The sequence below is a fragment of the Pseudomonas sp. NPDC088444 genome, from assembly GCF_044900175.1.
In the GTDB taxonomy this organism is placed as follows: domain Bacteria; phylum Pseudomonadota; class Gammaproteobacteria; order Pseudomonadales; family Pseudomonadaceae; genus Aquipseudomonas.
On the sequence record NZ_JBJDNK010000002.1, the window covers coordinates 47,351 to 60,616 of the forward strand.

Here is a 13,266-nt window from a genome sequence, read left to right on the forward strand (position 1 = left end):
ACTCCGATCAAACTTCGTTGAATTAATCCTCCAAGCCTTTCTCTCACCTACATACCAAGAAAACTGTGTAGGCCTACTTATGACTTCTCTGCGAAGTGTCGCCGACCGCCTGATCTCGAAACCGACGCAAACATCAGACGCGGTCTCCATCTATCACGCCCTCTTGAACCGACCTCAGGACGTCGCCTTTCCAGTGATTCAGGATTTTCTGAACGCTCAGCTGACGCTTGCCCGGCAGCACACTGACGCCGTAGCGCTTCCTGACGACCCCAGCAATTGGGCAGCGTGGATCGAGGGCAACGCAAGACAGGTGGCAAGCGCCTATCGCGACTATCTGGAAAGTCGACACGACGGGCATGGAAGAGAATTCTTTATCAACAAAGCCCACGCTCTGTACTTCCTGCAGCACGTGGCACCGACCAAACTGGTCGACGGCGCATGGCTATATGGCGCAGTGAATCATGCGGGTGACTGGCGATATCACCCTCTGATTCGCACGTATCTGGAAGAACTAGGCGATGGCGATCCAGCCATGAATCACGTCGTGCTCTACCGCAAACTGCTGGCAGATCATGATTGCGCGCCGCGTGAAGTGCTTGATCAGGCGTACTACGTACAAGGCGCCATCCAACTGGCATTGGGGCATGCAGGCCACGCGTATCTGCCCGAGGTGCTGGGCTACAACCTGGGTTATGAGCAACTGCCGCTGCATCTCTTGATTACCGCATTCGAGCTTAACGAACTGGGCATCGACCCCTACTATTTCACCCTCCACGTCACCATCGACAACGCCAGCACGGGCCACGCCTACAAGGCCGTGCAAGCCGTACTCGATCTCTTGCCCACCGATGACTCGCGAGAGGAATTCATCGCACGGATGCGCACGGGGTATCTCCTCAACGAGCTGGGCAAAGGCACCCAGGCTGTGATTTCGAGCTTCGATCTTGAGCAGGAAGTCGTCGCGATGCTGGAACGCAAATGCGCATTCGGACAGCACATGCATTCTGACTATTGCCGCCTCGATGGCATGACGGTCAATGAATGGCTTTCTGAGCCCGGGCGTTGCCGAGCCTTTCTTGCCGCTCTCGAAAACAAGGGGTGGATCAAACGACATCAAGATCCGGCTGATAGCCGTTTCTGGCAACTGTGCAATGGCCCGGGTGCAGCGATGTTCGGGGTGTTCAGCGGCTATGAAATGCAGCTGCTGTGGGACTGGATTGCGGGGAGTTGGCGGGCAGAACACCTCTTGAAAAAAGCCAGCCCATTTCGCGCGCAATTCCGTCGTCGAGCACCTTGTGTTGAGCGCCCATCAACAGCCTCAGGGTGTTTATCCATTGAGCACCTGACCCCCCTCCTGTCTCCGTCCATGCATTCCACCCCAGACGGCCTGGATGCTACCCGTGTGTTTTCCCGCCAACTTGCCGAAGGATCTTCAATCCGATGAGCCAAGCTATTGTCCATTCCCAGCCCCTCGATGTGATCAACCCCGAAGATCAAACCCATGATCTGGCGCTGCTGCAGTTGGGACGGCGTCTTCTGGCAGACGACTATCGATTCATTACCGTTACCCCAGTCACTCACCAGCGCAATAACAGCCGTGCCGAGAATCATCAGGCACGCGACCTCAGAGACATTTTCGGTTGGAACAGACCCTTTGCTTCTGAGCTACTCCCCGAGGCAGAACTCGAGGCCCTGCTCAGCCGGGGCATCCTGCGCGCCCATGCCGGCCTGTGGATCAGCGAAGTACGTTGGGCGAGCCTGCACGATCATCTGTTCGTGCACTCCGCTTTCCCCACCGTCTCGAACGACTCAGTGTTCTTCGGCCCTGACACCTACCGGTTTGCACAGGCCATCGAGGAGCACCTGCGCACCTCGACGCATCCCATCCGGACGGCAGTCGACATAGGCTGTGGGAGTGGAGCGGGCGCCATCCTGATCGCCAAGGCCAGGCACGACGCCCAAGTACTGGCGCTAGACATCAACCCCACGGCGCTGAGGTTTACAGCCGTGAACGCCGCGCTGGCTGAGACCGATAATGTCTCTGCATGGCACAGCGATCTACTCGACAGCGCCTCTGGCGATTTCGATCTGATCGTCGCCAACCCGCCCTACATGCAGGACAGCCGGAAACGCGCCTACCGCCACGGCGGGGACCGCCTGGGTTCGGAGTTGTCTGTACGTATTGTGGATCAAGCCATGAGCCGCCTGACGATAGGCGGCAGCCTCGTACTCTACACCGGCTCACCTTGGGTTGACGGGATGGATCTGTTTTTGAAACACGCCCGACCACTGGTGGACAAGCCAGGCTATAGCTGGTCGTATCGCGAGGTCGATCCTGATGTCTTTGGAGAAGAACTTGAGACCGACATTTACTCACGCGCGGAACGAATTGCGGCGGTGGTACTGACCGTGACCAGGCTCTCATGAGGCCAGTGATCGCCCAGCGCTCAGCGGTCGATGTCCAGGCGGGTTCTCATGCAGTCACGTTCGGATCGCTGAAGGATCGACTGGACTTCAATCGAAAGGAAATTCAGTACGACTTGCCCATCAAAAAGCTGGCGATGAACCACTTGAACAACGCGCGTTCATCCGATTTTCCTAGGTCAATGTCGAGGTCTGTAGCGCTGATCTTCTTACCCATGGCTCACCTCGTTCTGGCCTCCGGTTGGCCAGCTGCTGCTCATCCTGATCTGCGCCACTTCAGCGCTGAGGCGGATGCTCTTGCGACACGGAATCATTGGCCTCGACATCCGACATATCCTCATCCACCAAGATGTCACCATCCAGGATTGGCGCGGGCTTGCTGTCGTTCGTTTGCTCTTGAGCGTCGTCCTGATTCTGGTCGGGCATGCCGTCTGGACTTTCGGGTTCCAGTGGCTGGATTGGATCATTAGCATCTTTATCATCACCGGGTATTGCGGAACTGTTCATAAGCACCTCGCTTGATCACAAGAGATTCGCGATCTCCTGATTTCGAGATCGGGGCCTGCCCCAGCGTTCGATGAAGTTCTCGAATGGTCGTGCTGAGGCGATAAAGTGCGAACTCTGCGGATGACGAACCCTCACATGAACAGGTTCGGACTATTCGTAGGTACACAAAGGTGCAGGATCTAAAGATCGCCACGTTCAACGTCAATGGCACCGGCGGATTAGTCTCAAATAGCGGAATGACATAGGGTTGCCTCAGAACGTAGGGAGCGACATGGACTGGGTTCAATGGCCGGCGATGCTGGCTATCGTCTTGGCCTCTTGGCTGGTCGGATCGAAGCGAGCCGAGAGACGGACTACGGCTTTCGCCATATTCATTATTGGAAACCTGCTGTGGGTTGCTTGGGGGTTCTATATCGAAGCCTACGCCCTCGCGCTGCTGGACATCACGCTCTGCGGGATGAATGTCAGAGGTTTTCTAAAGAACAGAGCCGCAACTCGAATGGACGCATACGGCGCAGGTAAGTAGCCGATGAGCATCGCCTGTCAACTTATTTTAAGGAGATCGATCATTTGAACGATTTGGACTGGCTGCAATGGCCAGCGATGGTTGTGACCGTAATAGCCGCGTGGCTCATAGGCTCGCAGCAACCTCGTCGACGCATGATGGGATTCTGGGCCTTTATCGCCAGTAATGTTTTGTGGATTCTTTGGGGCTGGCCTGTCCACGCCTACGCGTTGATCATTCTGCAAATCGCTTTATTCGCCCTGAACCTCCGTGGTTTCACAAAAAACCTGCGCCATCATCAATCTCGCGAACCTTGATTCACGGTGGATAGTCCTTCAGTGCCCATTGGAAGTTGGCGGACTCATCAGATTGTCCGTTGACGGTCGCACCTTGCTCAAGCAGGACGGAGCATCTTGAGTCGCGTATCCATGCGGATAAGGAAGCCGATATCTCCCAGAAAGTTACACTGAGTTTGAACGCATTCCGGCGGTACTGAGCCGCTCGACACAAACCTGCTCCGCCCGTCGCTCTTGGTGCACTTATAACGTCTGCGACCTCTCTGAACTTCATGCGCGGATGAACTGCGTTCAGAGAGGAGAATTGCCATGTCAATCGATAACAACGGACCGGAGGCTGCTTATCCCGGGCCGACTCAAGGGGTCTCCAGTACCGGAGAAGGTCATGATTCAGGCCTCGAAAAAACCGCTTCGGAGCCCAAACAAGGTACGGAAGAACGACCAGAGGACTGGAATCCCCCACCGGTTAATCCCGGCTCGGATCCTGATGCTCAGACTGATGATAAAACCGGTAAATCCAGTGATGAGGAAGAATTAGGCTTCGACCCCGACTCACCTGATGTGTCTGATCCTCAAGTTGACCCGCTGCACCCGGCTCGCACCAGTAACGACCCTGCACCTTAAGGCGTTACAGCCTTTGCCCCTGGCGTCAGCCTCAGTTGCCGTAGGGCACTGAGGCTGTTGCAGCGGCCCCGTCAACGGTATCGGTTTCGGGATCCGCGACCGCCGACTTTAACAATCGGTAGTAGTGCATATGAAAACGTGACTCGTCATCTCGTCCATCCAGTTGTGCGCGCAGCGCGCTATCCAAGTGCCACTCTCGGATACGACGCAAACTTTCGAGTTGACGCGGGGATCGAGTATTGCTGGTCATCAGGCTCTCCTTGCCGTTCGTCGATAGACTTACACATGAGGCAGAGCCTGCCGGCAAAGGTTCGGTGAATTTCGATCCGCCACCGAAACCACCGACAGAAGGGGTTTTCGACACGTCTCGAGGCTTGTCTGGACTAACGGCACAGTGAACTTCTCCCAGTCGAAACCGCACAACTGCCACTGGACTCGCTTAGCCGCCTTGTGCCCTCGGTTCCTTATGCCGTTGCGGGAGAATCCAACAATGAATTCACTGGATTGGATACAGTGGCCCGTAATGAATCATCCATGACCTATGATCAGGGTACAGTCACTGCGCCCCTGCCGTGTCGAGGCCTCGCGCTATACCACCAGGGACTCTATATCGCCAGGAACTATAGCACCTGGACAAATTCCCGAAGTCCCCCGCCTGTCAAAGCCCTATTCTCGGCAACAACTGCTGGAACTCGTGGATGCGGTAGCCAGAGGCTCAACGGGCCCGGTTGCTCAAGGCGACCGGGCCTGAAGGGTCGACAACTTTTCAAATTTCCCCTGGATGCTCAGGCGTCAATGAATTGTTTCGCTCCACCTTCGTAGCGCCCTCCTCCTCTACCGGGGCCTCATCGTCAGATGGCAGAGGAATGTGATCATCCTCGGCCCCCGGCTCACTGATCGCTGGTGGCGTCGGGATCACGTCCGGCCCGCCCGGCTCCAGCGGCTGAATCGAATCGACGGCGTTTTCGGTGCCGCCAGGAATGCCTGCTGAGCTATTCATACTCACCTCGCATGGCCACGGAAAGGCCGCGACCTACCGATTTCGAATCGCAGCCAGTGGCTTGGTTCGATGAATTTCGCCAGTGGTACGCGAACGTCTGGTAGATCCAGTCACGTCGCCTTTATGCCCGATGGGCAAATTGTTCGAACTTCCTGGCAACGGCAATGCCCACACAGGACATGGCTGCACGGTTCTCGCGCAGCTGATTCGTGCCACCTCTGGCACTTCGATGGAGGCTCACCATGACCCAGGATTTGCACAGCAAGAAGGTTTTGATCATCACGGCCAATACCGGTATCGAACGCGATGAATTGCTCAAACCCATGGAGGCGTTGAAGGCGCATGGCGCCCAAGTGGTCCATGCAACGTTGAAAGGGGGTGAGGCGCAAACATGGCTGCATGACAGCGAGCACGACGTGTCCGTGCATTCGGACGCCACGCTCAAAGGTCTGAAGGCCAAAGACTTTGACCTGCTGGTGATTCCCGGCGGCACGGTCAATGCCGATACGCTGAGGCAGGACGCCGATGCGCAGCGTCTGGTGCGTGAATTCAGTTCGAGCGGCAAGCCTGTGGCCGCCATTTGTCATGGTCCGTGGCTACTCATCGATGCGGGCGTGCTGGACAGCAAAACGCTGACCTCCTACGTGAGTATCCGCCCGGATCTGGTCAATGCCGGTGCAGATTGGGTAGACGCTCAAGTCAAGGTCTGCCCCGCTGAAGGCTGGACGCTGATTACTTCACGTCAACCCGACGACTTGCCCGCGTTCAATGAAGCCCTCAGCAACGCCTTGCAAGCGGCATAAGACTCGGTCTTGCTCAGACGATATCAAGCGTGCAGTCACCGCCGTTGCTTCCACGATTCATAGCGGGTGAGCATGGGCTGCACGCTGATGCCATGAACGACGATGCTCAGCGCCACCACGGACAGCACCAGGTTCGTGGCTTGCCGAGCGATGTCAGCCTCCAGGCCATGGTTGAGCGCGTAAAAAAGGTAGTAGAGACTGCCTATTCCCCGGATGCCGAACCAGCCCAGCAGACTGCGTTGGCGAACGTTCAGCAGGCCGGGCAATGGCATGAGCAGCACACTGAGGGGGCGCAGCAGCAGAAACAGCACCGCTGCGACGATCAGTGAACGGCTGTCCCAATGGTCCAGCAGGACGACGCCGATCAGCGTCACCAGAAAAACTTCCATCGCCCGCTCGATGAGGCTGCCGAAGGCGAGCATGTCTCCCAGCATGATGCCTGCTGCGATCTGCTTGCTGTCGAGGGCGTCAATGTCCCCTTTGACCGCATGCTCGGGCGCCACATGCTGATGCCCCACGACCGGCTGCACCAGGTGCTCCGCGGCCGGGTCCTGCGGGTCGGATGAGGTTCTGACTTCCGCCTGACGCAGCCCCGCACCGGCGGCGAAAACGGCCAGGAAGCCGTAGCCGTGAATCGCCTCGGCCACCACGTAGGCGATGGCGATCAAGGCCAGCGCCAGATAGTCATTGGGGGAAACCGTACTGTCGTCATTTTGCAGCCGCAGATACAGCGTCAACTTGCCGAGGCTGCGCCCTAGCCAATAGCCACACAGCAAACCGGCTGTCACTGCCCACAGCACATCCTCAAGCAACCAGCCGCTTAGCCAGCCCTGTCGAGGGTGATTCAGGAGCAGCAGCCCGAGCAGAACGAACGGAAACGCCACCCCATCATTCAGCCCGGCCTCGCCGGACAGGCTGAAACGCACGGAGTCCGAGTCTTGCGCATCGACCACTTGGACCAAAGTCGCCAGCACCGGGTCTGTCGGTGCCAGAATCGCCGCTACCAGCACCGCGCCGCCCCAGGCCATGCCCAACCCGAAATGCAGCAATGCACTGACACCCGCGATGCAGGCGACCATGACCGGACCGGCCAGATAACTGGCAGCCCACCATCTGCGATTTTGCAAAGGCAGACGCAACTTCAGCCCCGTGAAAAACAACGAAAACAGCACGGCGACCTCGGTGAGATGCTCCATCCAGACGCGGGCCTGCGTCATGTCCAGTTGCACCAGCCCCAAACCACGCGCGCCCAACGCTACACCCAGGCCCAGACACACCACCGAAGAGGTGACGGGCATCCAGCGCAGATAGGATGATGAGAGCGCCAGCAACAACAGTACGGCGCCGAGCATGGCCAACCAGACGATGAAGGTCATCGGTCATGAAATCCTGATCGAGTATTGAATACGTGTACGACTGATGAATGGCCCGCATCGTTGCAGGAATCGACAGGAGAATGACTTCGCACCCAGGGTGGCATGAGCTGCTATCTTGACATCACCCATGCCGACAGGTATTTCGGTGCATCGCTCGCCAGCTCCGGGAGCATCAGACCGCTGTTAACTTTACGCAAAGCGTGGGTAGCCTCAGATTTTTTTGAACCTCTGAATCGCGCCACGCTCTTCCTATGATCAAAAAAAGGCGCTTAGCCTTCCCAGGAGTTACTTCATGGCAGCATTGCATCAAAACACCTTGAGTGCCCTCACCCGATCCGAGGCGCAACTGTCGGAGAGCTGGTGGCAGGCACTGGAAGCCAGTGGCTCTACACGCACTCTCAAGGCGGAAGATGTACGCCAGCAAATTTCCGAGTTTCTACAGTTGCTCATGTCCGTCCTGGCGCGTGGGGCCTCTCAGAACATCACGGCGGCAGAATGGGCAGACACTCGGCTTTTCCTCGAAAAGCTGTCGCACCAACGGGCGTTGGCCGGTCAGGACTCCCAGCAAACCGCACACTTCATTTTTGCGTTGAAAGGGCCATTGTTCGCGACCCTACAGACCGAATACGCCGAGCAACCGGCGTTGCTGGCCGAGCAGCTCTGGGAAATCTCCCAACTGCTGGATTTGCTGGCGATGCACACCATCCGTACCTTCCAGAAATCCCGCGAGGCAGTGATCAAACGCCAGCAGGAAGAATTACTGGAGCTGTCCACACCGGTCGTCAAACTCTGGGACGGCGTCCTCGCCCTGCCCATGATCGGTACGCTGGATTCTCAGCGAACCCAGATGGTCATGGAGTCGCTGCTCCAGCGCATCGTCGACACAGGCTCGCAAATCGCGATCATTGACATCACCGGCGTACCGACGGTGGACACCCTAGTGGCCCAGCATCTGCTCAAGACCGTTACGGCCATTCGACTGATGGGGGCCGATTGCATCATCAGCGGCGTGCGCCCACAAATCGCACAGACCATCGTTCACTTGGGTCTGGATCTGCAAGGCGTCGTGACCAAAGCCAACCTTGCCGACGCGCTTGGGCTTGCCTTGCGCCGTCTGGGTCTGACCGTCACTCAGTCGGTGGTGTAAGGCATGGAACGGATCCCGATTCTGCAAATGGGTGATTTCCTATTGGTCACCATTCAGGTGGATATGCATGACCAACTGGCAATGACCCTTCAGGACGACCTGTCCGAGCGCATCAGCAAGACCTCTGCCCGTGGCGTGCTGATCGATATCTCCGCCCTCGACATGGTCGACTCGTTCATTGGCCGGATGATCGGCATGATTTCAGGCCTATCCCGGATCATGGACGCTGAAACCGTGCTCGTCGGCATGCAACCCGCTGTGGCAATCACGCTGGTCGAATTGGGCATGACCCTGCCAGGCGTCAGCACCGCGTTGAACGTCGAACGCGGCATGGCCCTGCTGCGTGAACGAGCCTACGCCCGATGAGCGCGCCGAACAGCGGCAGCCGTGACATTCGCATCGAGCAAGATGTCGTGCTAGCCCGTCAGTTCGTGCGCAAACTGGCGCAAGACTACGGCATGCGCTTGATCGACCAGACCAAGCTGGTGACCGCCGTCTCGGAACTGGCGCGCAATACGGTGGTGTATGGCGGAGGCGGCATCATGGATTGGGAGGTCGTGGATGAGGCCGGGCGCACCGGCCTGCGGCTGACGTTTCGAGATGAAGGTCCCGGTATTCCCGATATAAAACTCGCCATGACCGATGGGTGGACATCAGGGGGCGGATTGGGTCTGGGCCTCACAGGGGCGAAGCGTCTGGTCGACGATTTTGAATTGGACACTGCACCGGGCAAGGGCACGCGAGTGATGATTGGAAAATGGATCTGAACCTGGCCGGTAGCCTGACGCAGGTATTACCAGTTGAAGACGACAGCCACATCGGGCACGCACGGCGAACGGCACGTAAACTGGCGGAAGACCTCGGTTTCGATGAGGTAGACGCTGGCCGCGTCAGCCTTGTTGTCACTGAACTGGCGACCAACATCCTCAAACATGCCGTTCATGGGGAGATTCATCTGCGCAGCCTGCCCGACAGTTCACCGGGTGTTGAAGTCATTGCGGTGGACCGTGGTCCGGGATTCGACCCAACCCATGGCCTCGCTGACGGTTTTTCAACGCGAGGCACGCAAGGTATCGGGCTGGGGGCGGCGCTACGTCAGGCCCAGGTATTTGATGTGCACAGCGATTCGCGCGGCTCGGTGTTGCTGGCGCGATTTTACCCGCGCCAGGCCCCCGTGCAGGATCGCCGCTACGGCGTCAGCCATCACTCGCTGCATAACGATCCCGCGTGCGGTGATCTGTGGGCCATTTGCGCCCGAGACCAGACAGTGAGCGTGCTGGTCATCGATGGGCTGGGTCATGGCCCCGTCGCTGAAGAGGCCGCCTTGGCCGGCGCTGACGCGTTCTCCCGCCATGCCATGGAAGAGCCCGGCAGCGTGCTGGATGCAATCCATCAGCAAATGCGCGGTACTCGCGGCGGCGCGGTGGCGATCGCGCAATACGATGGGGCGCAACGTCGGTTGCAATTCAACGGTATCGGTAACATCGGTGCGCTGCTGATTGGCGGAGAGAAACCCAGAGGGCTTGCGTCGCATCCAGGTATTGTCGGTCTGCAATTCCGTCGAGTCCCGACCGTGGCCTATCCTGACTGTGGCGGCCAGTTGCTGATCCTCTACAGCGATGGACTGCAGTCGCGATGGAACCTGCGTGACTATGCAGGGTTAGCGTTTCGCCACCCGGCGATCATCGCCACCGTACTGCACCGCGACTACTGCCGCGGCAAGGATGACGTGACTGTGCTGGTTATTACCCTGGAGACTTCCGATGACAGACGCTGACACTCACGATGCGGGCGGGGCGTCCGATGAAGTGGCGCAGCTAAGGGCGGAAGCGGCAGCACTGCGTGCCGAACTGGATGAAACCAATCAAGGCGTATTGGCGTTGTACGCCGAGCTGGACATTCAGGCCGAGCAATTGCGCCAGGCGTCCGACTTGAAGAGTCGATTTCTCTCCTACATGAGCCATGAGTTTCGGACACCACTGGGGTCGATTCTGAGCATTGCCAGCCTGCTGTCGGATGAACTGGACGGCCCACTGAGTCCGGAGCAGCACAAGCAGGTTTCCTATATCCGCAGCTCGGCGGGAGAACTGAGCGACATGGTCAATGACCTGCTGGACCTGGCCAAAATCGAAGCCGGACGCATCACGATCTCTCCTGCGTGGTTTGACATGCTTGATCTGTTCTCCGCGCTGCGTGGCATGTTTCGCCCAATCGTCGACACCTCCGCCGTCGACCTGATTTTTGAAGAGCCTGTCGGTTTGCCGCGTCTCTACACCGATGACAAAAAGCTGGCCCAGATACTGCGCAACTTTATTTCCAATTCACTCAAATTCACGCAACGCGGCGAGGTGCGTATTTCAGCGAAGCTGGAGAGTGAACACGAAATACGGTTTGCCGTGAGTGATACCGGTATCGGCATACCCGAAGAACTGCACGGAAAACTGTTCGAAGATTTCAGCCAGGTGGACTCCCCGCTGCAGAAGCGTTTGCGAGGAACAGGGCTTGGGCTGTCCTTGTGCAAACGCTTCGCAGAATTGCTGGGTGGGCGTGTGGGCCTGACCAGCCAGCCGGGCCGTGGCTCGACGTTTTTTGTCGTCATTCCGCTGGCATTGGCGCAGGAGCAAGGTGATGAATAGACATACCCGCCTGCTCATCGTCGACGACAACGAGGCGACCCGCTATGCCCTGCGTCGGCGCATGGAGAAACATGGCTTCAGCGTCGATGACGTCGGCACGGGCTCCGAAGGACTGGCGCTGATCACGGCCCGCTTGCCGGATGCCCTGATCCTGGACGTCAACCTGCCGGACATGAGCGGCTTCGACATCGTTCGTCAGTTGCGCAGCTCTCCTCGCACGGCCCTGCTGCCCGTCGTCCACGTGTCGGCGGCATCGATCCACACCGGGGACATCGTGACGGGGCTGGAAGCTGGCGCCGATGCGTATCTGATCCACCCCGTGGATCCAGACGTTCTGATGGCAACGATTGGCACCTTGCTAAGGGTCCGGGACACTGAACGGGCGTTGCGCGAGAGCGAGGAGCGCTTTCGCGAAATATTCGCCAACGTGGCCGCGCCGATTGCCGTGATGGACGGCGAGTTGAATGTTCATGAATGCAACCACGCCTTTACCCTGCTGGCAGGAAGATCCGGCCAGACGGTGCAGCCGCGTTTCGCAGAGGGTCAGGAACACCTGCTGAACGGACTGCGCGAAGCCCTTGGTAACAGCGAACGCTGGGAGGGCACATTGAGCATGTGGGTCAGAGATGAGCTGCGCGAGACGGAATGGCGTGTATCGCCCTACCGAGCCAATGGTTTGAGCCTGGTGTTCATCGAGGATGTGACCGAACAGCATCGTCGTGAGCAAACCCATCAGCAGGAACTCAAGTCGGTGAGCCATCAGTTGGCGCTTGAAGTGGCCGAGCGCACCAAGACCGAAGAAAAGCTGCTACAGGCTCAGAAGATGGACGCCATTGGCAAGCTCACGGGCGGGATCGCGCACGATTTCAACAATCTTCTGACCGGCATCATCACAGGCCTTGAGCTGATCAAAAAACGCGCGGTAGATGCGCAGACCCAAAAGCTGCTCAACTACGCCGACGCGGCGCTGGCGTCAGCCAAAAGCGCTGCCAGCTTGACCCATCGCCTGCTGGCGTTCGCACGTCAGCAACCTTTGGACGCCCGCCCCTGCGATATCAATTTGCACATTCGTTCTCTGGAAGACCTGCTCAATCGCACGATCGGTAAGCGCGTCTATCTGACGCTGGAACTGACGTCGCAAAATGCGATAGCCCTTGTCGATGCGGGCCAACTGGAAAGTGCCATTCTCAACCTGGTGATCAATGCGCGTGACGCCCTGCCCAACGGCGGGAACATTCGCATCAGCACCTTCCAGACCCACTCCAAAGGTGATGCACAGCTCACGGATGGCCCCTACATCGCCTTGAGCGTGCGGGACGACGGCGTCGGCATCGATCCTCAGGTCATCGATAAAGTCTTCGACCCGTTCTACACCACCAAACCTGTAGGTCAGGGTACGGGGCTCGGCCTCTCTACCATTTACGGCTTCGCGCACCAATCAGGCGGGGAGGTCAAGCTGCGCAGTGTTCTGGCGCAAGGGACGGAAGTGATCCTCATGCTGCCCGCCGCCGAAACCCGGTCGATTCCCCCGCCATTGCCCGTTGAACCCACCGATGCCGGGAAGGGTGAGCATGTTCTGATCGTCGAGGACACCGACTCGGTGCGCATGTTCGTAACAGAAATACTGACCGACGCCGGGTACCGATGCAGCCAGGCGGCAGATGTCAAAACGGCGTTGGACCTGCTACAGCACGATCCGACCATTGATCTGTTACTCAGTGATGTGGGCCTTCCACTCATGACCGGGCGAGAACTGGCTGACGAGATGCGCCGTTGGCGCCCAGAGGTACCGGTGCTTTTCATGACCGGCTATACGGAAAACGCCCACAATCGCCAAGCGTTCATTGGCGACAGGATGGACATGATCACGAAGCCATTCCAGATCCCGGAGTTGCTTGGCAAGCTGAAAAGGATGCTGGGACCACCCTCCGCGCAAGGGTGATCCCCT

Annotated in this window: 16 protein-coding genes; 12 read left to right on the forward strand and 4 right to left on the reverse strand. The window is 58.2% G+C overall.

From position 1 onward, the window contains the following. Window positions 1–79 precede the first annotated feature (79 nt). Window positions 80–1,444 (forward strand): iron-containing redox enzyme family protein, encoded by a 1,365-nt coding sequence (locus ACI2KB_RS04565; RefSeq protein ID WP_404631860.1) that lies wholly within the window; start codon window positions 80–82, stop codon window positions 1,442–1,444. Beyond that, window positions 1,441–2,427 carry a methyltransferase gene (locus ACI2KB_RS04570; RefSeq protein WP_404631862.1) on the forward strand — a complete coding sequence of 329 codons (987 nt, stop codon included), beginning with the start codon at window positions 1,441–1,443 and terminating at the stop codon, window positions 2,425–2,427. Before ACI2KB_RS04565 ends, ACI2KB_RS04570 begins: the two co-directional genes overlap by 4 nt. A gap of 273 nt (window positions 2,428–2,700) precedes the next feature. Here ACI2KB_RS04570 and ACI2KB_RS04575 read toward each other — a convergent pair whose 3' ends face one another. Next, on the reverse strand, window positions 2,701–2,931 hold the full coding sequence (locus ACI2KB_RS04575) for a hypothetical protein (protein WP_404631864.1): 231 nt from the start codon (window positions 2,929–2,931) through the stop codon (window positions 2,701–2,703). Window positions 2,932–3,202: 271 nt separating this feature from the next. On the opposite strand from ACI2KB_RS04575, the gene ACI2KB_RS04580 reads away from it, so the two are divergent. From ACI2KB_RS04580 to ACI2KB_RS04590, 3 genes are all read left to right on the forward strand, one after another. Beyond that, window positions 3,203–3,457: a hypothetical protein gene (locus tag ACI2KB_RS04580; RefSeq protein ID WP_404631866.1), complete on the forward strand. Its 255-nt coding sequence runs from the start codon at window positions 3,203–3,205 to the stop codon at window positions 3,455–3,457. A 77-nt stretch (window positions 3,458–3,534) separates the two neighbouring features. Continuing rightward, the gene (locus ACI2KB_RS04585) at window positions 3,535–3,753 is read left to right on the forward strand and encodes a hypothetical protein (RefSeq protein ID WP_404632758.1); all 219 of its coding nucleotides are present in this window, start codon (window positions 3,535–3,537) and stop codon (window positions 3,751–3,753) included. 288 nt (window positions 3,754–4,041) lie between these two features. Continuing rightward, on the forward strand, window positions 4,042–4,356 hold the full coding sequence (locus tag ACI2KB_RS04590) for a DUF6021 family protein (RefSeq protein WP_404631868.1): 315 nt from the start codon (window positions 4,042–4,044) through the stop codon (window positions 4,354–4,356). A 31-nt stretch (window positions 4,357–4,387) separates the two neighbouring features. Here ACI2KB_RS04590 and ACI2KB_RS04595 read toward each other — a convergent pair whose 3' ends face one another. Together ACI2KB_RS04595 and ACI2KB_RS04600 are read right to left on the reverse strand one after the other, a co-directional pair. Further along, the gene (locus ACI2KB_RS04595) at window positions 4,388–4,606 is read right to left on the reverse strand and encodes a hypothetical protein (protein WP_404631870.1); all 219 of its coding nucleotides are present in this window, start codon (window positions 4,604–4,606) and stop codon (window positions 4,388–4,390) included. Window positions 4,607–5,122: 516 nt separating this feature from the next. Beyond that, entirely contained in the window at window positions 5,123–5,356 is a 234-nt protein-coding gene (locus tag ACI2KB_RS04600; RefSeq protein WP_404631872.1) for a hypothetical protein, read from the reverse strand. A 242-nt stretch (window positions 5,357–5,598) separates the two neighbouring features. On the opposite strand from ACI2KB_RS04600, the gene ACI2KB_RS04605 reads away from it, so the two are divergent. Next, window positions 5,599–6,159: a type 1 glutamine amidotransferase domain-containing protein gene (locus ACI2KB_RS04605; protein WP_404631874.1), complete on the forward strand. Its 561-nt coding sequence runs from the start codon at window positions 5,599–5,601 to the stop codon at window positions 6,157–6,159. Window positions 6,160–6,194: 35 nt separating this feature from the next. Here ACI2KB_RS04605 and ACI2KB_RS04610 read toward each other — a convergent pair whose 3' ends face one another. Beyond that, window positions 6,195–7,535, reverse strand: coding sequence for a cation:proton antiporter (locus tag ACI2KB_RS04610; RefSeq protein ID WP_404631876.1), 1,341 nt, complete (start codon window positions 7,533–7,535; stop codon window positions 6,195–6,197). A gap of 292 nt (window positions 7,536–7,827) precedes the next feature. Between ACI2KB_RS04610 and ACI2KB_RS04615 the strand changes: the two genes are divergently transcribed. The 6 genes from ACI2KB_RS04615 to ACI2KB_RS04640 are packed head-to-tail and all read left to right on the forward strand — an operon-like array spanning window position 7,828 to window position 13,260. Beyond that, entirely contained in the window at window positions 7,828–8,682 is an 855-nt protein-coding gene (locus tag ACI2KB_RS04615; RefSeq protein WP_404631878.1) for an STAS domain-containing protein, read from the forward strand. A 3-nt stretch (window positions 8,683–8,685) separates the two neighbouring features. Then, the gene (locus ACI2KB_RS04620; RefSeq protein ID WP_404631880.1) at window positions 8,686–9,048 is read left to right on the forward strand and encodes an STAS domain-containing protein; all 363 of its coding nucleotides are present in this window, start codon (window positions 8,686–8,688) and stop codon (window positions 9,046–9,048) included. Beyond that, window positions 9,045–9,449, forward strand: coding sequence for an anti-sigma regulatory factor (locus tag ACI2KB_RS04625; protein WP_404631882.1), 405 nt, complete (start codon window positions 9,045–9,047; stop codon window positions 9,447–9,449). The genes ACI2KB_RS04620 and ACI2KB_RS04625 overlap by 4 nt, the downstream gene beginning before the upstream one ends. Next, complete coding sequence (locus tag ACI2KB_RS04630; RefSeq protein WP_404631884.1) at window positions 9,440–10,459, forward strand: ATP-binding protein; 1,020 nt, start codon at window positions 9,440–9,442, stop codon at window positions 10,457–10,459. Before ACI2KB_RS04625 ends, ACI2KB_RS04630 begins: the two co-directional genes overlap by 10 nt. Beyond that, entirely contained in the window at window positions 10,446–11,318 is an 873-nt protein-coding gene (locus tag ACI2KB_RS04635; RefSeq protein WP_404631886.1) for a sensor histidine kinase, read from the forward strand. The genes ACI2KB_RS04630 and ACI2KB_RS04635 overlap by 14 nt, the downstream gene beginning before the upstream one ends. After that, on the forward strand, window positions 11,311–13,260 hold the full coding sequence (locus tag ACI2KB_RS04640; protein ID WP_404631888.1) for a response regulator: 1,950 nt from the start codon (window positions 11,311–11,313) through the stop codon (window positions 13,258–13,260). Before ACI2KB_RS04635 ends, ACI2KB_RS04640 begins: the two co-directional genes overlap by 8 nt. Window positions 13,261–13,266: the final 6 nt, after the last annotated feature.